At 66.4% G+C, this 18,900-nt stretch carries 15 protein-coding genes and 1 tRNA gene; 9 read left to right on the top strand and 7 right to left on the bottom strand.

Annotation, left to right across the window (positions count from 1 at the left end; all coding sequences use genetic code 11):
- Window positions 1–76: 76 nt before the first annotated feature.
- On the bottom strand, window positions 77–1,513 hold the full coding sequence (locus BN423_RS04910; protein WP_019239152.1) for an amidohydrolase family protein: 1,437 nt from the start codon (window positions 1,511–1,513) through the stop codon (window positions 77–79).
- A 191-nt stretch (window positions 1,514–1,704) separates the two neighbouring features.
- On the opposite strand from BN423_RS04910, the gene BN423_RS04905 reads away from it, so the two are divergent.
- A tRNA-Glu gene (locus BN423_RS04905) sits at window positions 1,705–1,781 on the top strand.
- A gap of 294 nt (window positions 1,782–2,075) precedes the next feature.
- Here BN423_RS04905 and BN423_RS04900 read toward each other — a convergent pair.
- Together BN423_RS04900 and BN423_RS04895 are read right to left on the bottom strand one after the other, a co-directional pair.
- Window positions 2,076–3,113, bottom strand: coding sequence for a helix-turn-helix transcriptional regulator (locus tag BN423_RS04900; protein WP_019239151.1), 1,038 nt, complete (start codon window positions 3,111–3,113; stop codon window positions 2,076–2,078).
- 304 nt (window positions 3,114–3,417) lie between these two features.
- Window positions 3,418–4,734, bottom strand: a complete 1,317-nt coding sequence (locus tag BN423_RS04895; RefSeq protein WP_232385506.1) for a BspA family leucine-rich repeat surface protein — start codon at window positions 4,732–4,734, stop codon at window positions 3,418–3,420.
- A 121-nt stretch (window positions 4,735–4,855) separates the two neighbouring features.
- Between BN423_RS04895 and BN423_RS04890 the strand changes: the two genes are divergently transcribed.
- Window positions 4,856–5,947 carry an iron-containing alcohol dehydrogenase family protein gene (locus tag BN423_RS04890; RefSeq protein ID WP_019239149.1) on the top strand — a complete coding sequence of 364 codons (1,092 nt, stop codon included), beginning with the start codon at window positions 4,856–4,858 and terminating at the stop codon, window positions 5,945–5,947.
- A 115-nt stretch (window positions 5,948–6,062) separates the two neighbouring features.
- Window positions 6,063–7,571: a S10 family peptidase gene (locus BN423_RS04885; RefSeq protein ID WP_019239148.1), complete on the top strand. Its 1,509-nt coding sequence runs from the start codon at window positions 6,063–6,065 to the stop codon at window positions 7,569–7,571.
- Window positions 7,572–7,669: 98 nt separating this feature from the next.
- On the opposite strand, the gene BN423_RS04880 is transcribed toward BN423_RS04885, so the two are convergent.
- The gene (locus BN423_RS04880; protein ID WP_019239147.1) at window positions 7,670–8,749 is read right to left on the bottom strand and encodes a hypothetical protein; all 1,080 of its coding nucleotides are present in this window, start codon (window positions 8,747–8,749) and stop codon (window positions 7,670–7,672) included.
- Window positions 8,749–9,825: a hypothetical protein gene (locus tag BN423_RS04875; protein ID WP_019239146.1), complete on the bottom strand. Its 1,077-nt coding sequence runs from the start codon at window positions 9,823–9,825 to the stop codon at window positions 8,749–8,751. The genes BN423_RS04880 and BN423_RS04875 overlap by 1 nt, the downstream gene beginning before the upstream one ends.
- 322 nt (window positions 9,826–10,147) lie before the next feature.
- Between BN423_RS04875 and BN423_RS04870 the strand changes: the two genes are divergently transcribed.
- The gene (locus BN423_RS04870) at window positions 10,148–11,362 is read left to right on the top strand and encodes an iron-containing alcohol dehydrogenase (RefSeq protein WP_019239145.1); all 1,215 of its coding nucleotides are present in this window, start codon (window positions 10,148–10,150) and stop codon (window positions 11,360–11,362) included.
- A 159-nt stretch (window positions 11,363–11,521) separates the two neighbouring features.
- Here the strand turns inward: BN423_RS04870 and BN423_RS04865 are convergent, their stop codons facing one another.
- Window positions 11,522–13,414, bottom strand: coding sequence for a BglG family transcription antiterminator (locus BN423_RS04865; RefSeq protein WP_019239144.1), 1,893 nt, complete (start codon window positions 13,412–13,414; stop codon window positions 11,522–11,524).
- Window positions 13,415–13,611: 197 nt separating this feature from the next.
- Here BN423_RS04865 and BN423_RS04860 point away from each other — a divergent pair, with 197 nt between their 5' ends.
- The 4 genes from BN423_RS04860 to BN423_RS04845 are packed head-to-tail and all read left to right on the top strand — an operon-like array spanning window position 13,612 to window position 16,957.
- On the top strand, window positions 13,612–13,932 hold the full coding sequence (locus tag BN423_RS04860) for a PTS lactose/cellobiose transporter subunit IIA (RefSeq protein WP_019239143.1): 321 nt from the start codon (window positions 13,612–13,614) through the stop codon (window positions 13,930–13,932).
- Window positions 13,929–15,314, top strand: coding sequence for a glycoside hydrolase family 1 protein (locus tag BN423_RS04855; RefSeq protein WP_019239142.1), 1,386 nt, complete (start codon window positions 13,929–13,931; stop codon window positions 15,312–15,314). The genes BN423_RS04860 and BN423_RS04855 overlap by 4 nt, the downstream gene beginning before the upstream one ends.
- A gap of 17 nt (window positions 15,315–15,331) precedes the next feature.
- Window positions 15,332–16,657, top strand: coding sequence for a PTS sugar transporter subunit IIC (locus BN423_RS04850; protein WP_019239141.1), 1,326 nt, complete (start codon window positions 15,332–15,334; stop codon window positions 16,655–16,657).
- A 3-nt stretch (window positions 16,658–16,660) separates the two neighbouring features.
- Entirely contained in the window at window positions 16,661–16,957 is a 297-nt protein-coding gene (locus BN423_RS04845) for a PTS sugar transporter subunit IIB (RefSeq protein WP_019239140.1), read from the top strand.
- A gap of 132 nt (window positions 16,958–17,089) precedes the next feature.
- Here the strand turns inward: BN423_RS04845 and BN423_RS04840 are convergent, their stop codons facing one another.
- Window positions 17,090–18,166: a M24 family metallopeptidase gene (locus BN423_RS04840; RefSeq protein WP_019239139.1), complete on the bottom strand. Its 1,077-nt coding sequence runs from the start codon at window positions 18,164–18,166 to the stop codon at window positions 17,090–17,092.
- Between the two features lie 294 nt (window positions 18,167–18,460).
- On the opposite strand from BN423_RS04840, the gene BN423_RS04835 reads away from it, so the two are divergent.
- Window positions 18,461–18,766 carry an Asp-tRNA(Asn)/Glu-tRNA(Gln) amidotransferase subunit GatC gene (locus tag BN423_RS04835; protein ID WP_019239138.1) on the top strand — a complete coding sequence of 102 codons (306 nt, stop codon included), beginning with the start codon at window positions 18,461–18,463 and terminating at the stop codon, window positions 18,764–18,766.
- Window positions 18,767–18,900 lie beyond the last annotated feature (134 nt).

Below are 18,900 nucleotides of genomic sequence, written 5' to 3'. Positions count from 1 at the left end.
ACCTTTTTATCACTTGTACGCCCGTGATAATTTGGTGACTGACACCTTTTTATCACCTGCTGCTTGCGTGTTGGGCTCACCCGTGCGCGAACACCTGCCGCCCCTGCACCCAGACCGCGCGGATGTTCTCCGGCGTGGCGAGGTAGAGGATGCGCTCGAGCTGGTCGGCGGGGCTCGTGAACACGCCGTTGCCGGTGAGGTCGGCGAACGGTCGCTTGAGGTCGATGACCTGCATGTCGAGGGCGCGCCCCGCCTCGAAGGAGCCGATGGGCAGGTCGAGCGCCTCGCCGCCGCCCTTCGTGGCCAGGTAGAGTGCCTCGACAGCGGAGATGCGGGAGGGCTCGCCCGCGCCGCGCTGCTCGCTCGGCACGCGGGCGTCCACGCCGTCCTCCAGGATGCGCGACGCCATGACCGCCATGCGGATGTCGTCGTAGAGGCTTGGCGAGAACCCGCCCGAGATGTCGGTGCCGAGTCCGATGGTCACGCCCTGGTCGTGGATGCGCCGCACGGGGCAGACGGCGTTGCCGAAGTACGCGTTCGAGATGGGGCAGTGCGCGAGCGCGGCTCCGGTGGCGCGGAAGATCTCCGCTTCGCCGTCGAGCAGGAACGTGCCGTGCGCCATGATGGCCTTGCGCTTGAGGAGGCCGAAGTCGGCGAGGGCCTCGGCGTCGCTCTTGCCGAACCGCTCGCGGGCGACGCCGCTCTGCCACTGACTCTCGTCGCAGTGCGACTGCACGTAGGCGTCGTGCGCCTGCGCGATTTCGCCCAGGCCGCGGAGCGCTGTCTCGGTGCAGCTGGGGATGAAGCGCGGCGTGACCGCGGGGAAGAGGCCAGGGAAGCGGGGGTCGTCCGCTGCCGAGCGGGCGGCGTGCTGCTCGACCGCGGCGATGAAGTCCTCGGTGTCGGCGAGCGCCTGCTCGGGCGAGGCATCGCGGTAGAAGGCGGGGTTCGCCGCCGGGTCGTCCATGACGACCTTGCCCACGACGGCGCGCTGGTTGAGCTGCGCACACGCCCGCGCGAGCACCTCGGAGCTGTGCCGGTCCGCGCTGCCGAAGTACACGCACGTCGTGGTGCCGCGCGAGAGGAGCGTGCCCACGAGGTCGAGGTAGATGGGCAGCGCGAAGTCGCCGCCGGTCGGGTCGCCGCCCTCCGGGATGCCGAAGCGCGCCTCCAGGGGGAAGGTGCGCTCGTTGAGCCACACCTCGAGCGGCTCGTCGAGGGCGATGCCCGCCTGCGGCCACTGCGGCGCGTGGACGTGCAGGTCCACGAAGCCGGGAAGCACGACCTCGTGCTCGCCGAGCTCGAACAGGTATCCGGGCTCGCGCTCGTTTGCCTCGCGTGCGGCGCGGAGGCGTTCGGGGTAGGCGGGGTCGGCGGGCAGCGTGATGCGCTCGATGGCTCCGTGCCCGTCGAGCTCGATGAGCGCCTGCTCAAGCATCTCGAACGAGCCGTATTCCGGCGTATGGAAGAACGTTCCCCGAATGGCGCGCGCGGCAGCGGTCGTGGTGGTCATGGTTTCCTCCCGATGGTAGCGGCGCGCTCGTGCGCGCACCGTGCCTAGAGGATACTACGACGCGCGCGTCGATAGCGTCCGGGTGGGGGAGGGCATGCGGCGTTCCCCGCGCGATTCGGCGGCCCCCGAGTTACGGCTCTTTTCTGGGCTGCCTTTCCAGGCTGGATTTCTCTGCTATACTCTGCCTTGCTGTCCCCATCGTCTAGCGGCCTAGGACGCCACCCTTTCAAGGTGGATATCGCGGGTTCGAATCCCGCTGGGGGCACCATTCGAATGAAAAGCGAACCCGCGCGGCCTTGAGCCTCGCGGGTTCGTCGCATTTTGCACGATGGTATACCGTTTTGGGCGGTGCGGCGGGTGCCGCGTACGCCATTCGGAGGGCTTCGGGGGAGCCTTGAATCCCAAATTGCGCGTCCGTAACGGTTTATCGGACACCCGTCGAGTAGCGCTTGCAACCGCACCTTCCTGACCTGTGGGTTTGTTGCGGCTTAGGTGCCGGCTACTTCGCAGGTGCTCTATAAACCGTTCATTTCGCGCCGTTTGGGTTTTGCGGGCGCGCCGCCTAGTCCTGCTTGCTGAACGCGTCCCACAGCACGGCGACGATGCCGCAGATGAGGCCGCCCACGGGCCACGCGAGCCAGAACCACATGGCGGTCGTGCCCTCCGGCTCGAACGCGTCGGGGTCGGGCGCGGTGAGGGCGGGGCCGAAGAGCAGGCACAGCCCGACAATCGTCGCCGTGATCATGATGGCCGCGCACACCGCCCCGAGCTTCTTGTTGCGGCGCTTCTGCGCCAGGATCTGCTCGCGGCGTGCCTCGTCGAGCTGGGTGTTCATGATGTCCTCGATCTCGAGCTCGTCCGTCACGTTCTTGTTGTATTCCGCGACGTTCGTGCGGCCGAGGAGCATTCCGTAATGCACGATGATCCACACACCCGCGGCTACGAAGAGCAGCAGCAGGCAGAGGCCGAGCTGCTCGGTGGCGCGCTGCTCGCCGAGGGACATGATGCAGAACGAGCCGATGAAGATGAGGCCGAGACCCACCGTCGCGCCGCGCGCCATGCCCTTCCGGGCGCGCAGGCGGTCGTCCTCGGTGTAGAAATCCTCGACGTACGGGTGCGCCTTCTGGAAGGCGGTGTGCTCCATGCCGGCAGGGATGAGGAAGGCAAGCCCGATGAGGATGCCCACAAGAATGAGCGCGATCATGGGCAGGTCGGTGTCGCCGCCCGGGGTGAGGGCGAACCGCCCCTCGACGAGGAAGCCGAGGCCGATGAAGGCGATGATCGCCGCGATGCCCGTGGGGACGCGCCATGCCAGCATGCGCTGGTGGTCGTCGTAGCCGCAGATGTCCTGCGGGGGACCTGCGGGGATCGGGGTCGCGTCCGGGTCGGGTGCGCGCTCGGTAAGGTCGCCTTGGACGAGGTCGTCGAGCGAGCAGTCGAAGATCTGGCACAGCTTGAGGAGCTTGTCCATCTCGGGATAGCTCTTCTCCGCCTCCCATTTGGTGACGGACTGGCGGGAGACGCCGAGCAGCATGGCGAGCTGCTCTTGGGTCATGTTGCGCGTGGCGCGGAGGTGCTGGAGGTTGTCGCGGAAGCTCATGGCTGGGCCTTTCGATCGGGTCGGTGCGTGCGGGCGCGCCGCTGCCTGGGCGGGCGCGCTGTCTGCCGGCACCCCGTACACTACGGTACCAGACGGTCGCCCGCCACCAACCCGGGGCTGCTTTTTGGGCGACGCGCAGGCGCCTCGCGGTTGCGAAGCGCAGGTAGCGGGCGTGGCACGGGAAATGGCGTGGGAAATGCACTGCCGCGCTCTCCGCGAATGCCGCGCACAAGAAAACGAGCCGCCGGGTGCAACCCAACGGCTCGTCGCGTGCGGTTCTCGTCGCGGTTCGCGGTGCGGAGCGTTAGCTGTTCGCGCGCCGCTGCAGACTGGCGCCGGCTGCGATGATGATGGCGCCCGCTGCGCAGAGCGCGATGGGGAGCATCGGGCTCACGGCGTCGCCCGTCTGGGGGATCGTCCCGGTGGGCGCGGTGGAGGGCTCGGTCTTTGACGGGTCGGTATCCGAGGGGTCGGTTGTGGGCTTGGCGGGCTCGCTCGGGTCGGTGGGCTCGCTCGGATCCGTGGGGTCGGTGGGCTCCTCGGGGTCGACGGGCAGCGCCTTCCACTGGGCGTAGAGCATGAACGTTCCTCCGATGCCGCTCTCAAGGTCGCTTGCGGACAGCGTGGCTCCGTCCGTGAACGACGTGCCCGTGCCGTCGGCCCTGGTGTTCCAGCCCGTGAACTCGTAGCCGGGGCGCTCGAAGGCCGAGGAGGCGAGGGTTACGCCCTCGCCCTTTCTAAGAACCTTGGGCGTCATCTGGCCGCTCCCGCCGTTGGCGTTATAGGCAACGGTCACGAAGGTGTTCCAAACGTAGGTGCCGGGCTCAACAATGTCGGGGTAGAACGCGGCAATTTCGTTCGGCGGGTAGCCCTTGTCGCCTGCGTCGGGCAGACCGGAGGCATTCACGCGCACCCAGGTGAGGGTACCCTTTGGCTGGGGGAGGGTCGCGTTATCGCCCGCCTTCCACGCGAAGTCCGCGCCGAGTGTGACGGAGGCGAGGTTGTCGCATCCGGTGAAGATGTTGTTCATCGTGTCCACTTTATGCGTGTTGAAGCTCGAGAGATCGAGCGACGTGAGCTTGCTGCACCCCGAGAACATGGCGGACATTTCCTTCACGTTGGAGGTATTGAAACCCTCGCCAAAAGTCACGGATTGGAGATTGCCGCAACCCCAGAACATGCTGTTCATGTTCGTGACGTTTGAAGTATTGAGTTCAGAGAGGTCAACAGAGCGGAGCGACGTGCACCCGTAGAACAGGCTGCCCATGTTCTCGACCTGCGAGGTGTCGAGGCCGTTCCAGTCGACGTCCGTCAGCTCAGTGCAGCCGTCGAATAGGTTCCAGAGAGCCGTTCCCGCTTTGGAGCCTTTCGCAAAAACGACCCGCTTGACTGAGCTCCTGTTCCATCCGTTGTCATCCGTGGGCGTGTTCTGGATATCGTCGCCGCGTATCGTGAGCGTTCCATCCGCGTCAAGCGACCAGCTCCAATTTCCCGTCTTGCCGGTGCCGCCAGCCACCTCATCCGCCCACGCCGCGGTCGGCCACGCGATGGCGAGCGCCGCCACCACGGCGACGAGCAGCGCGAGCGCGCGTCCCGCCTTCATGTCAAACCGTTCAGGCATATCGATTAGATACCTCCCCCTACGTAATATTCCTAGAGCTATTGTATATGCGCGCCCGCCGCGCGGGGCGTACAATCTCGCACAGCACCATTGTTACGTTCGCTAAGGAAACGAGGTTGCTATGCGTACCGTAGACATGAGCGATTACACGGTGGGCGAGGACGCGTTCGACGCGATCCCCGCGACGTTGGAGAAGTTCGGGGCGAAGAAGATCGTCCTGGTGGGCGGCAAGCGCGCGCTCGCGGCAGCGGCGCCCGGCATCAAGGCGGCGATCGAGGGCACGGACATCGAGGTGACCGACACCATCGTCTATGGCACCGAGTGCACGCAGGACAACATCGACCGGCTCGTCGCCGCGCCCGCGTTCCGCGCGGCCGACGTGGCGTTCGCCATCGGCGGCGGCAAGGCCATCGACACGGTGAAGACGGCGGCGAGCGAGCTCGGCAAGATCGTGTTCTCCGTGCCCACCATCTGCTCGAACTGCTCGGCCGCGACGGCCATCGCCGTGGTGTACAACAACGACGGCAGCATGAGCCACTACGCCTACCCGCCGTGCCCCGTGCACATCTTCATCAACCCGCGCATCATCGCCGAGGCGCCGGACGAGTACTTCTGGGCGGGCATCGGCGACGCGCTCTCCAAGCAGCCCGAGGTGGAGTACGCGACCTCCAAGGACGAGCTCGACGTGACGGCCGAGCTGGGCCTCTCGCTCGCGCGCACCTGCTCCGAGCCGCTGTTCCGCTGGGGCGAGCAGGGTCTGGACGACGTGCGCGCCAACCGCTCGAGCGAGGCCGTGGAGCGCATCGCGCTCGACATCGTGATCAACACCGGCTACGTCTCGAACCTCACCAACCAGCCGGACTTCTACTACAACTCCTGCATCGCGCACGCGTTCTACAACGGCTCGACGGGCATCGTCCGCGAGGGCCACTTCCTGCATGGCCAGGTCGTGTCGTTCGGCGTGCTCGTGCTCTTCGCCTACGCGGGCGATGAGGATAACCTGCACCGCTACGCCGAGTTCAACAAGAAGCTCGGGCTGCCCGTCACGCTCGCCGAGATCAACCTGGACGATGCCGACCTCGAAGACCTGCGCCGCTACGCCGAGCACAGCAACGAGTGGAAGCAGCAGAAGCCTGAGCCCGTGGACCCCGATCGCTTCATCGCGGCCATCAAGGCGGCCGACGCGTTCGGCCGCGAGCTGCTCGAGGCTTAAGAAGCGCGACCGGGTATCCCGGGCGCTTCCGGCCACCGACTGCCCGCCGGCGCGGCGGGGCGGCGGGTGTATGCTTGGTGCGGTTTGGTGAAACGCATCGAGAACGGGAGCGCCCATGGATACCCAGCAGTCGCAGCAGCAGACCGTCGTCCCGGCGAAGCCGGACGTGGCCATCACGGTTCCCGCGGAGGCGCGCCTCGCGGTGCCCGCGTCCGCCTCGCGCGCCTGCACCTGGCAGGTGGGCGACGAGCGCATCGACTACACCGCCACGGCGGGCCACATCGACGTGCGCGGCGACACCGGGGCGCTCATCGGCAAGATGTTCGCGGTCTCGTACGTCGCGACGGGCGATGCCGCGCCGGAAGGCGGCGCGCCCCGGCCGGTGACGTTCTGCTATAACGGCGGCCCGGGCAGCTCGTCGGTGCCCATCAACTTCGGCGGCATCGGGCCGCGCCGCGTGAAGACCGACGGCACGAACCACCTCGGCGCGCCGGCGACGGTGGAGGACAACCCCGCCACGCTGCTACGCCAGAGCGACCTCGTGTTCCTCGACGCGCTCGGCACCGGCTACTCGTCGCTCGCCGAGGGCACGGATCCCGCGACCGTGTGGGGCGTGGACGGCGACGCGGACGCCTTCTGCCGCGCGATCATCGGCTGGCTCGACGCGAACCGCCGCTGGGACTCGCCGGTCTACCTCTTCGGCGAATCCTACGGCACCATCCGTAACGCCGTGCTCATGCGCCTGTTGGGCGAGAAGCGCGTGCCGCTGCGCGGCGTGGTCATGCTCTCGGCGCTCTTCGACTGGGTGCAGACGCTGCCCGGCGAGGACCTCTACTTCCTGGGCATGCTGCCCACGTTCGCGGCCACGGCGCGCTACTTCGGCCGCGCGGGCGCGCGGGTGGACGAGGCCACGTGGTTCGACGACGCCATGACGTTCACCGAGGCCGTGTACGCGCCGGCGCTCCTGCGCGGCGATAGGCTCTCGGCGCGTGAGAAGGCGCAGGTGGCGCGGAAGATCTCCAAGGTCATCGGCCTTCCCGCCGAGCTCATCGAGCGCTGCAACCTGCGCATCGACCTGGACACCTTCCGTCGGAACCTCCTGGCGGACGAGGGCCGCGTGATCGGCCGGCTGGACACGCGCTTCGCCGCGGCGGCGCCCCTGCCGCTCCAGGACTCGACGGAGTTCTTCGCGGGCGAGGACGCGGCGGACGATGCCGTCGAGTCCGCGTGGACGGCGGCGTTCCGGGCGTTTCTGCACGAGATCGGCTACGAGGGCGCGCCCATCTACCTCGCGCAGAACTACGGCGTGGTGAACCGCAGCTGGAAGTGGGAGCACGAGGAGCCGGGCATCGGTTGGGCCGTGCCCGCGCCGAACGTGACCTACGACATCGCGGTGGCGCTCAAGCGCAACCCCACCATGCGCATCGCCATCATGGGCGGGCGCTACGACGCGGCGACCACATACTGGAACGTGGTGCACGACATCTCGTGCCTGTTCCTGCCGGCCGAGCTCAAGGAGCGCATCTCGTTTTACCTGTACGGCTGCGGCCACATGGCCTACGTGGACGAGCCCACGCTCGAGCAGATGGGGCTCGACCTGGAGGCGTTCTACGCCGCCGAGTAGGCAAACGGTTTGAAGGGCGCCCGATGCCAGCCGGTGCTATCGGGCGCCGCATGCATCAGGTGCAGAATGGGGCGCGCGTGCGTGCGAAGGCCGCTCGCCTAGAACCCGTTGCGGTTGGCGAAGTGCTCGGACGCGTCGTAGACGCCCTCGACGGATTCCGCCCAGGGCACGAAGTCGGGCGTGTCGACGATGATGCCGTCCGCCTCCCAGACCGCCTCGTGCGCGAGGTCCCAGCGCTTGCGCGGTTGCGGGCGCACGGGCAGGTATGGCGCCATGTACGTGGGGTTGAGCAGGAAGAACGCGCCGCCCTCGCAGCGCGCGGCGAAATCGCGGAGCGCGCGCCTGGCGGGTTTGCGCCGCCCGAGCTTGTAGAGCAGGAGCGTGCGCCCCAGCAAAAACCACGGTGAATCGTCCAGGGCGGCTGCCGCTTGCTCGCCGCGCTCCGCCTCGAGCTCGTGCGCGAAGGCGAAGAAGCCGTCCTCGTCCTCCAGGCGCGCGAGCGCGAGGAACACGGTTCCCTCGGCGTGGCTCGGGTATCCCTCGGCACGCAGCACCAGGCGCGCGTAGCGCTCGGCCGCCCGATAGCGCGCGCTTGCCAGGCAGAGCTGCGCGAGCGCCTCGAGCGTGTGGAGCCAGCCGATCATCGTGGGCTCGCTTGCCGTCCAGGCCGCCGCGGTGAGCGTGGCCGTGCCCGCGCCGCCCGGGGCATGCGCCGCCGCCCGCTCCGCGTCGAAGAAGTGGGGCGCGTCGTCCGAGAACCCGGCCACGTTGCTTATAAGCTGGTCGTGCACGCGCCGCTCGAGCTTCATGAGCTCGCTCAGGCAGGCGTCGATGCTGATGTCCGAGAGCAGAAGGCCCACGAGCTCCGCGTCCACGCAGAGCCGGTCGGTCTCGGCGATCTTGAACAGGGCGAGGCGCGCCTCGTCGAAGAGCTGCGCGCGCTTGCGCTCGAACTCCTCGTCCTCCGGGATATCCTCGATGGCGTCGAGCTCGCGCATGAGCCGCTCGTGCGCATCGGTGTAGGCGACGAGCGCCTGCGCATGGGCGTCCGTGGCGTACTTCTCCAGCCGCTGGGGGACGTCCTCGTGCACGAGCTCGCGCGCCGCGGCGGTGAGCTCCGGGTGCGCCGCGAGGTAGGCGCGCTCCAGATAGGCCGAGACGTAGGCGCGCGGCTCCATCAGTTGCCGCCCATCTCGCCGCCGCGCCGCGCCCCCGCGCGCCGGTCGGAGCGTTCGAGCGCCCCCTGCACGAGGTCGTGCGTGGCGACCCACACCGCGAGCCCGGCGTTGTCGGGCGCGCCGATGCCCTCCTGCAGCAGCGGCGTCGCCTCGCTCAGGGCGAGGATGAGCTCGTCCTCGCTGCCGGGTACCACGTTCACGCGCGCGTAGAGGCCGTCGGGGAACTCCGCCTGGTAGTAGAGGGCCTCGGCGGCGTGGTCGTACGCGGCGAGGAGCGACCGCAGCGCGCGCGTCGCGCCGGAGAGGTCGAGCTCGTGGTAGGCGATGCCGAGCTCCGCGATGAGCTCCCAGGCGTCGGGCGCCTTCTCGGAGAGGTGGTGCCGGCGGCGCGCAGGGCTCTTCGAGCGGTACGAGGCCGGGTGCCCCTGCCGGAAGCGCTTGAGGTCGTCGCGCGTGCACTCGAGCTTCGCGAGCGCGAGCATGGCGGTGCGGCGCACGTCCGCCGGGTCGTCCGCGGCGAGCGCGAGGCACTCCTCGGCCGTCTGGAGCGAGAGACGGTAGCGCCCCGCGATGAGCGCGCGCGACGAGAGGGCGGCGAGCCAGCGGATGAGCCCGCGCTTCCCCAGGTCGCGGGCGTATTCCTGGTCATAGGGGTCGCGTGCTTCGCGAGCCGCGCGCTCGGTCGCCTCCTGCACGGCGCCGCGCTCGTCGAGGAGGTAGGAGACGTAGTCGTCGTTCGTGGGCGCGGTGAGCGCCGCGAGCATGCGTTGGGCGTCCCAGTTCGCCGGGTCGAGCTGGCACGCCTCGCGGAGCTGCGCCTCGGACGTGGCCGCGAGCTTGTCGGCCTCGGCATCGTCGGCGATGAAGGGGAGGCGGTAGTCGATGGCCTCCGCGGCGAGAGCGACGAGGTGGAACGCACGGTCGGCGTCGGTGGTGATGAGACGCGCCGGGTCGCGCTGGTAGTCCTCCATGCGCGCGGCGATAAAGGGGGCGTTATCGACGGGGTAGACGTGCTCCCGCCGGATCGCGCCGAAGATGAGGCGCAGGCAGTCCTCCTGGATGGGGTCGTATGCCATGCGTCCTCCTCTCGAGCCGTCCGTACTCGGCGCCGTGCCGGGCGTTTCGTTGAATGCATTAGCTTAGCACAGCCGCTTGGGGCGCGTGCGGCGAGCAAGCGCGCGGGGCGAGATTTCCACGTGGCATCATATATCTCATACCAGCAGGTCAGGGATTTGGAGGCGCGCGAAACTACCCTAACAATTTGCGATGCGGAGCGCTAAAATATGCATCGGCGTGAAACGTCATCGGCGATACCCGCCGATCTCGATTTGGTCCGAACGGAGTCGATGGGCGGCTCCGTGCAATATCAGGCCGCATGGCCTGTGTTTGGAGGCAGATATGGGACGTTTTACCAACCCGCGTGACCTGTACTTTGGTGAGGGTGCGCGCCATGAGGTGAAGAACCTCAAGGGCTCGCGCGCCATTATCGTCACCGGCGGCGGCTCCATGCGCCGCGGCGGCTTCCTGCAGGACGTCGAGGCGGACCTCAAGGAGGCCGGCTTCGAGGTGCAGATCTATGAGGGCGTCGAGTCCGACCCGTCGGTCGACACCGTCATGAAGGGCGCCAAGGCCATGCAGGACTTCCAGCCCGACTGGATCATCGGCCTGGGCGGCGGCTCGCCGATCGATGCGGCCAAGGCCATGTGGCTCTTCTATGAGTATCCGGACTTCACCTTCGAGCAGGCCGTCGTGCCGTTCGGCTTCCCCGAGCTGCGTCAGAAGGCCCATTTCTGCGCCATCGCCTCCACCTCTGGCACGGCCACCGAGGTCACGGCGTTCTCCGTCATCACCGACTACGAGAAGGGCATCAAGTACCCGCTCGCCGATTTCAACATCACGCCCGACGTCGCCATCGTCGACCCCGAGCTCACCTACACCATGCCGCAGAAGCTCTGCGCGCACACCGGCATGGACGCGCTGACGCATGCCATCGAGGCCTACGTCTCCACCGCCTCCTCCATGTTCACCGACGCCAACGCGCTGCACGCCATCCGCGAGATCGTCGAGTGGCTGCCCAAGTCCTATCAGGGCGACCATGAGGCCCGCCAGCACATGCATGAGGCCCAGTGCATCGCCGGCATCGCCTTCTCGAGCGGCCTGCTCGGTATCGTGCACTCCATGGCGCACAAGACCGGTGCCGCCTTCACCGGCGACCACATCATCCATGGTTGCGCCAACGCCATGTACCTGGGCAAGGTCATCCAGTTCAACGCCAAGGACGCGCGCGCCAAGAGCCGTTACGCCTACATCGCCAAGGAGGTCCTGCACCTCGACGGCGAGACCGAGGACGAGCTCGTGGCCTCCCTCGTCCAGGAGATCCGCGACCTCAACGACAAGCTCAACATCCCGCAGGGCATCAAGAACTACGGCAAGGGCGGCGTGAAGGCCGACGAGTCCATCATCGACTACGCCGAGTTCGAGGAGAAGAAGCACGACGTCGCCGCCAACGCGCTGCTCGACGCCTGCACCGGCTCCAACCCGCGCCAGCCCACGCAGGAGGAGATGGAGAAGCTCCTCGAGTGCGTCTACAACGACGTGGACGTGGACTTCTAAGGAGCGATTCGCTCAGGGCGCAGCGGCTCAATTGCGCCGAGAAGCCAGGCCGGGGTCTTCGCGACCCCGGCCTTTTCATGTCGAGATTTCGTTTTCGGGGCGCTGCGGCGCGCTGTTCCAGATCACGCGCCGTGCGTACGCGGGAAGCGCATCCGCGCCTTATTCCCGATCGAGTTCCGCGATGAACTCCTCGAGCGTGTCCGCTCCGACGATGCGCGCCACCTTCCGGCTGTCGCAGAGCGATTTGACCATGCTGTTGTAGAGCTCGACGAACTCCTTGCGATCGCCCCGGTTGACGGAGATCATGAGCACGATATGGATGGGCGCCTTGTCCCATACGATGCCGCGCTCGCTCACGAGGATCGCCATCATGGTGCGCTTCGCATCCATCTCAAGCGCGTGCGGGATGGCGAAAAGCTCGAAGAAACACGTCGATGAGAGCTCCTCGCGCTGCAGCACGGATTCGGTGAACCCATCATCCACGACGCCGAATTCATGCAGTTTGCTGCCGAGGAACGTGATGGCGTCGTGCTTCGTGGCGACCGCGTCGGTTTTGAAGAAGAGCTCCTCGCTCAGGTGCGTGCGCACGAGCCTTCGCACGCGCGCGGCGCGTTTGCGCTTCAAGCAGGCGCTCACGGCGTCTTCGACGGCGATGAGGTCCGAGGTGGAAAAGAACGGCGAGACCTCCACGGTTTCGATAACGAGCCCGCGTGGCCGCTGCGTCGTGACCACAAGGTCGATGGGCAGGGCGGCGACCTCTTCGGTGGTGATGGGTAAGCCCAGGTCATAGAGCGTCACGGTCTCGGAGAACCGCCCATTGATGCCTTCGCGGACGCGCTCGGCGATGCCCTGGTAATCCTGGCATGCCAGCCCGATCCCCACCTGCTCCTCATCCATGGTGCTGTGCAGGATCATGCCCATGTGTATGCAGATGAACCCCACCTCGCCGTTCGAGATGGAGATGCCGAAGTGCCGCGCGATGCGGTCGGATACAAGCAATGCGATCTCGTATACGAACGGCATGTGGCGTTTGACGTTCTCGAGAACCTCCTCGCTTTGGATCTGCGCCTCGGTGCTGCGGCACAAGAGCGCATCGACGTGCATGGCGAAGTTGTAGACCGATTGCATGGAGGCGATGCGCAGGGAGAACGATTCCAGTACGTCACGCACGATGTCTTCGACCTCGCGAACGAAGTCGGGCATGCCCATGCGCGGATTGGCGCTCTCCGCGCCCCGTTTCACGAACTCGATTTGCCCGCGCAACAGGTGCGCGAGATAGGTCTGGTCGTCGAAGTTCGGCTCGATGCCCAGGTGCGTTGAGTAGCGGCGGCAGAGCTCGCCGGCGATGCGATATTCGATGCGAGCGTCATCCATGGCGCTCGACGCGTCCCGCTGATCCATCATGTGCGCATCGGTGCGCATGCGGTAGAGCGCGACGGCGATGCTTCCCATGAGGTTCTCTTCAAACCCGGGGCGGATGCGATAGTCGAATGACGCGATGGTGCTTGTTACGATCGAGCGCAGTACCTCGGGATCCATGCTATCGAAGATGGATGCCGCCGCGCTGCCGCCGGGCAGTGAGCCATCGGTTTCGCGCGCGACGAGGCTGCCGATGAGCTGGCGTTTACCGCCCTCGCTACCCTCGATCCATACCCAGCCGCCCTTGCGTGCCAGGGTGAGGCCGCAGGGTTTGAGCAGCGAGCCGAGCGTGCGCAGATGCCGCTCGAGGGTCGGCGTGCTCACATAGAGCGCTTCCGAGAGGTCGTCGACACGCTGTTTGCCTTCGAACAAGAGAATCTGCAGGGCGCTGTGCGCGATGGATGGGTCGGGCGATGCCTGATCGCCCGAGAAGAACGCGTCCAAGGCGTCGCGGTTGACGGCGTAGCCCCGGTTGGTACTGCGTACCACCGCATGGGAGCGGTTGATGCGAGCGATGTCGCCCTGAACGGTGCGGAGCGAGACGCCCAGCAGCAGCGCGAGCTCCCGTCCTGTGACGGGCGCCGTGGCATCGGCAAGTGCTGCCAAGATGCGTGCTTGGCGTTCGCTGAGCATGTCCACCCCCACAGGCTCGTCTGCTTCGTGACCTATTCCGTCTTTTGAAACAGGTGTCATTCAGTATTCATGTGCGCGCATGACCCCGCAAAGCAACTTTTGCGGGGTGCCCCGCACATGATGCTTGGCGTCGCTTGCGTGATGGACGGTACAGTCTGCGCAACGCGATGCTTCAGTGAAAAGGGGGTGTAAGCGCGATGGATAAGGAGCAAGTCCAGTTGACGTCGTTCCAAATCGTCGGCTATGCGGGCGATGCGTTCACGCATTTTTACGATGCGGTCGAGCGTGCGCGCAAGGGCTCGTTCGATGCGGCGGCACGCGAGCTCGACGAGGGTGAGGCATGTCTTCTGGAGGCGCACAACGCTCAGACCGGAATGCTTGCCGAGGAGGCGCGGGGAGTGGATCTTCCCTTCAGCCTCATGCTCGTCCATGGGCAGGACCATCTGATGACGACGATCATGTTCGGCCGCATGGCGAGGGAGCTCGTCGAGGTATACAAGGAGTTGAGGGCAAGATGAGCGATTTCATGTGGGGTAGCGCGACTGCCGCCTACCAGTGCGAGGGCGCGTGGAACGAGGACGGCAAGGGGCTTTCGAACTGGGACGTGTTCTGCCACAGCGAGAAGAACAACGTGAACCCCGTGACGGGCGATGTCTCGTGCGACCATTACCATCGCTTCGAGGAGGACCTCGATATGATGGCCGCGGGCAACCAGAATGCCTATCGGTTCTCGATCGCCTGGACGCGCATCATCCCCGATGGCGTGGGCGAGCCGAGCGCGGAGGGCATCGCCCACTACAACCGGGTGATCGATGCGTGCCTGGCGCGCGGCATCGAACCGCTCGTGACGCTCTACCACTACGACATGCCGAACGTCCTCTTCGAGCAGGGTGGCTGGGAGAACCGCGCGAACGTCGAGGCGTTCGTGGCGTACGCGAAGGTGTGCTTCGAGCACTTCGGCGACCGCGTGAAGTGGTGGGCGACCATCAACGAGCCCACATACGACACGCTTTGCTGCTACGCGAACGGTAACTACCCGCCCAACGTGCAGGATCTTTCGCGCAAGTGGCGCGCCATGTACCATCAGCTGCTCGCGAGCGCGCTTGCGGTCAAGGCGTATCGCGAAGGCGGCTATACGGGGAAGATCGGCTTGGTGAGCGATTCGTATTCCATCGAGACGCTCGTGGACGACGAGGCCTATCGCGAGGCCGCTCGTAAGGCCGACCTCTTCTACAACCGCAGCGTGAATGACGTGTGCGTGCTCGGCAAGGTGCCGGAGGAGTTCGTGGAGCTCCTGGGCGCCGAGGGCTATGACCTCTCGTACGCACTTCCCGGCGACGATGAGATCTTCCGCGCCGGCACGGTGGACTACCTGGGCGTGAACGCCTATTCACGCGAGCTCGTGAAGCCCTGCTCCGAGGGCGAGACGGTGTTCCATGCGAGCAACACCGGCAAGAAGGGCGACAAGGTCGTCACCCGCATCAAGGGCTGGTTCGAGCTCGATGAGGACCCGAGCGTCCCCAAGAACGATTGGGACATGGAGCTCTATCCCAAGTCGATCTACGATCTGCTGCTCGAGCTGCACCGCCTCTACCCGGACACCCCGTTCGTCATCACCGAGAACGGCATCGGTTACTACGACACCTGCGAGGACGGCAAGATCCATGACCCGTACCGCGTGGAATTCCTGTCCGGCTTCGTCGAGTGGATGCAGCGGGCCCAGCAAGAGGGGGTGGATGTGCGCGGGTACTTCGTGTGGTCGACCATGGATCTCTACAGCTGGATCAACGGCTACAAGAAGCGCTACGGCCTGGTGTACGTGGACTACGACGATGGGAATCGCCGTATTCCGAAGGATAGCTACTACTGGTATCGCGACATGATCGCGGAACAACGTTAAGAGAAGGAGGAATAGCTATGGAGAAGATCGCTGCGTTCATCGAGAAGCACATCGCACCTATCGCGAACGCGCTCGGCATGAACCGCTACGTTGTCGCCATCCAAAACGCCTTTCTCACCCTCGTCCCCTTCATGACGATCGGCAGCTTCGCGCTGATCATCACCTCTCCGCCGGTTGACTACACCACGATGGAGCCGGGCTTCGGCCAGGCGTTCTTCCAGGGCTGGGCTGCCCTCGCCGATGCGACCATGCTACCGCTCACCATCGTGAACGTCGCCACCATGGGCGTGCTCTCGCTCTGGGCGACGATCGGTCTCTCGTTCTTCCTGGCGCGTCACTATAAGATGACCTCGTTCCTCCCGGTGGCGCTCGGCGTGGCATCGTTCCTGGAGATGAGCGCCGTCGATGCGGAGGGCTCGCTCTCCACGGCGTATTTCGACGGAACCGGCCTCTTCGCTGCCATCTTCGTGTCGTTCGTGGCGGTGGAGTTCTACCGCTTCCTGTCTGAGCGCAAGATCGGCTACATCGACCTTTCCGGTCAGGGTATCCCGCCCGCGCTTTCCGACTCCATCGGCAACCTCGTTCCCGCGGCCATCGTGCTCGTGGTGTTCGGTGTACTCTCGGGCGTGGTGATCAACTTCACCGGCGCGCCCTTCCCGAACCTCATCACCCTCATCATGGCGCCGCTCGTGGGCGCGCTCGATTCCGGCCCCGGCGTGCTCATCCTTGCGCTCGTGGTCATGGTGCTGTGGTGGTTCGGCATCCACGATTCGGTGATCACTTCGCCGCTCTTCGCGTTCCTCACCCCGAGCCTCGCGGCGAACATGGCCGCCTATGCCGCCGGTGCCGCGGTGACCGAGCTGCCCAACATCCTCGTCGAGCCCTTCTGGTGGACCTTCATGATGATCGGCGGTTCGGGCGCGACCTTCGGCCTGGCCTTCTGCGCGCTCTTCAGCAAGTCCAAGCAGCTGCGCACCGTGGGCAAGCTCGGCATCGTGCCGGCGTTCTTCAACATCAACGAGCCCATCATCTTCGGCATGCCCATCATGTTCAACCCCACGCTCTTCATCCCGTTCGTGCTCTGCCCGGTGCTGAACGGCGTGGTGGCCTACGCAGCGATGGCCTTCGGTATCGTCGGCCGCTGCTTCGTGTACCCGAGCTGGAACATGTTCTGCCCGGTCGCGGCGATTCTGGCGACGATGGATTGGAAGGCTGTCGTGCTCTGCGTGGGGCTCATCGTCATCGATGTCTTGATCTACCTTCCGTTCTTCAAGGCGTATGAAAAGAAGAAGATCGCGGAGGAGCAGCTTGCCGACACCGCGACCGAGGTCCAGGAGGCATAACCCATGAATGTTATCCTTGCTTGCAACGCCGGTATGAGCACGGGAATCCTGTGCATCAAGATCGCCGAGGAGGCCAAGGCGCGCGGAGTCGACCTTACCTGCACGGCTGTTCCCAAGGCCGAGATTCGCGACAACATCGACGGCGCCGACGCCATCCTGTTGGGGCCGCAGATCCGCTTCGCCGAGGCCGAGGTCAAGGGCATGGCAGGTGACCGCCCGGTGCTCGTGATCTCCGCGCCCGACTTCGGGCTCATGAACGCCAAGGGGATCGTCGACCAGATTCTCCCCGCTGTGAAGTAGCAGCGGGGATACCGCGCAGACGCTCGTCTGGCGCGCGGTTGGTACTCAAAATAGCCCGGGAGGCCGATGCGTTTCGGTCTCCCGGGCTTTCGTGTTTGGGTGTTGGGCGGTGCTGGAGCGATTGCCCTATCTCTACCCGAGCACCTGGATGCCCTTGGGGTAGCTGTTGAGCACCTCGCAGCCGTTCTCGGTGACGATGACGAGGTCCTCGATGCGCACGCCCATGTCGCCCGGCAGGTAGATGCCCGGCTCGATGGAGAAGCACATGCCGGGCTGCACCGGCTCGTCATGCGTGGCCGAGACATCGCCCGGCTCGTGGTCCTGCAGGCCGATCTGGTGCCCGAGGCGGTGGTTGAACTGCGGGCCCCAGCCGGCGTCCTCGATGATGCGGCGCGCCGTGAGGTCGATCTCAGCGAACGTCACGCCGGGGCGCACGATGGCCTCGGCGGCCTCGTTCGCGCGCCGCACCGCGTCGTATACGGCGCGCTGGTGTTCGGTGGGCTCGGCGGTGAAGAACGTGCGGGTCATATCCGAGCAGTACCCGTCGCGCTTGCACCCCACGTCGAAGAGGACCATGTCGCCCGGGGCGAGCGGCGTCGCGTCGGGCTCGTGGTGCGGGTCGGCGGCGTGCGCGCCGAAGCTCACGATCGGCGAGAAGGAGTGGTCCTGCGCGCCGAGCCTGCGGTACGTGGCGAGCAGCCCCTCCGCGATGTCGAGCTCCGTCGCGCCGGGGCGCACCTGCTCGGCGAGCCAGGCCATGGCCTCGTCGTTCGTCCGCGACGCGATGCGCATGAGCTCCTGCTCGCGGGCGTCCTTGATGGCGCGCGCGTCGTCCACGGCGTCCGAGGCGAGCACGAAGTTCGCGGCAGCCCCGGCCTGCATGAGCGGGACGAGCCAGCGCGCGGCGAGCTCCTTGTCCACGCCGAGCGGGCGCGCCGCGTCGATGGCGTCGCAGAGCATGGGGATGGGGTCGTCGGTGTCCGAATGGCTCACCACGCGCGCGCCGGTGGCGGACGCGTCGGGGAAGAGGCGGTTCACGAAGAGCGTCGGCGTGCCGTCGAGCGGCAGGTAGAGGGCGAGGAGCCGCTCCAGGGGTTCGGTGTAGTAGCCGGTGAGCCACCAGATCGAGAGCGGGTCGACGATGAGCAGCTGCGTGAGGTCGCACCGCTTGAGGTTCGCGCGGACGCGCTCGATGCGTTCGATGTCCATACTGCCTCCTTGGGTTTTGGCGATGTCGCGGCTAAGTGTAGCATCGCGCGCCGGGGGCAGCTGGCAGGGAGCTCCGCGAGGCACCCCGCGCGAGCCCGTTTTCCGCCCGGTTGCCCCGATGCGCGACCCGAAACCCGCCCCGCCGAGCGCTTCGCCGCGCCGGTGGCGTGTTTCCGTTCGGGTGCGCGCGCCCGAGCCGCTCCGCCCCGCGCCCCGCCCGCGTATAATAATGCGAATTGACCGGGTGTCGCCTGCGCGCGCCCCGGACAGCACGATACGTAGATTGGAGCGCCCATGGCACTCACCGAAGACGATGTGCGCGGCATCGCGGACTACGCGCGCATCGCGCTCGAGGGCGACGAGCTCGCCGAGATGTGCGCGTACATGAACGACGCCGTCGAGATGCTCGAGCCCATCCTCGCGTACAACCTCCCGGACGTGGACCCCACGTTCCATCCCATCGGCGGCCTCTCGAACGTCATGCGTGATGACGCGCCGGACGCCGCGCGCGCGTTCACGATCGACGAGGCGCTCGGCAACGCGGCGAGCACGCGCGGCCGCAGCTTCCGTGTGCCGTCGATTCTAGGCGAGGAGGCGTAAGGCATGGCGACCCTTGATACCCTGACCGCCCGCCAGATCGCGGCGGGCGTGCGCGACGGCGCGTTCTCCGCGACCGAGGTCGCCGCGCCGCGCTCGACGCCATCCAGGCGCGCGACGAGGTGCAGGCGTTTCTG

The organism is Enorma timonensis, assembly GCF_000321165.1.
Taxonomy (GTDB): domain Bacteria; phylum Actinomycetota; class Coriobacteriia; order Coriobacteriales; family Coriobacteriaceae; genus Enorma.
The sequence above is the reverse complement of the archived record's forward strand: the minus strand, read 5'-3'. Positions and strand labels throughout refer to the sequence as shown.

Bases quoted from the DNA above. Each gene is read 5' to 3' on its own strand.
- BN423_RS04840 (WP_019239139.1), bottom strand. From the start codon at position 18,166: ATGGACATCGAACGCATCGAGCGCGTCCGCGCGAACCTCAAGCGGTGC.
- BN423_RS04850 (WP_019239141.1), top strand. From the start codon at position 15,332: ATGGAGAAGATCGCTGCGTTCATCGAGAAGCACATCGCACCTATCGCG.
- BN423_RS04885 (WP_019239148.1), top strand. From the start codon at position 6,063: ATGGATACCCAGCAGTCGCAGCAGCAGACCGTCGTCCCGGCGAAGCCG.
- BN423_RS04835 (WP_019239138.1), top strand. From the start codon at position 18,461: ATGGCACTCACCGAAGACGATGTGCGCGGCATCGCGGACTACGCGCGC.
- BN423_RS04880 (WP_019239147.1), bottom strand. From the start codon at position 8,749: ATGGAGCCGCGCGCCTACGTCTCGGCCTATCTGGAGCGCGCCTACCTC.
- BN423_RS04855 (WP_019239142.1), top strand. From the start codon at position 13,929: ATGAGCGATTTCATGTGGGGTAGCGCGACTGCCGCCTACCAGTGCGAG.
- BN423_RS04865 (WP_019239144.1), bottom strand. From the start codon at position 13,414: ATGCTCAGCGAACGCCAAGCACGCATCTTGGCAGCACTTGCCGATGCC.
- BN423_RS04910 (WP_019239152.1), bottom strand. From the start codon at position 1,513: ATGACCACCACGACCGCTGCCGCGCGCGCCATTCGGGGAACGTTCTTC.
- BN423_RS04870 (WP_019239145.1), top strand. From the start codon at position 10,148: ATGGGACGTTTTACCAACCCGCGTGACCTGTACTTTGGTGAGGGTGCG.
- BN423_RS04875 (WP_019239146.1), bottom strand. From the start codon at position 9,825: ATGGCATACGACCCCATCCAGGAGGACTGCCTGCGCCTCATCTTCGGC.
- BN423_RS04860 (WP_019239143.1), top strand. From the start codon at position 13,612: ATGGATAAGGAGCAAGTCCAGTTGACGTCGTTCCAAATCGTCGGCTAT.
- BN423_RS04895 (WP_232385506.1), bottom strand. From the start codon at position 4,734: ATGCCTGAACGGTTTGACATGAAGGCGGGACGCGCGCTCGCGCTGCTC.
- BN423_RS04890 (WP_019239149.1), top strand. From the start codon at position 4,856: ATGCGTACCGTAGACATGAGCGATTACACGGTGGGCGAGGACGCGTTC.
- BN423_RS04900 (WP_019239151.1), bottom strand. From the start codon at position 3,113: ATGAGCTTCCGCGACAACCTCCAGCACCTCCGCGCCACGCGCAACATG.
- BN423_RS04845 (WP_019239140.1), top strand. From the start codon at position 16,661: ATGAATGTTATCCTTGCTTGCAACGCCGGTATGAGCACGGGAATCCTG.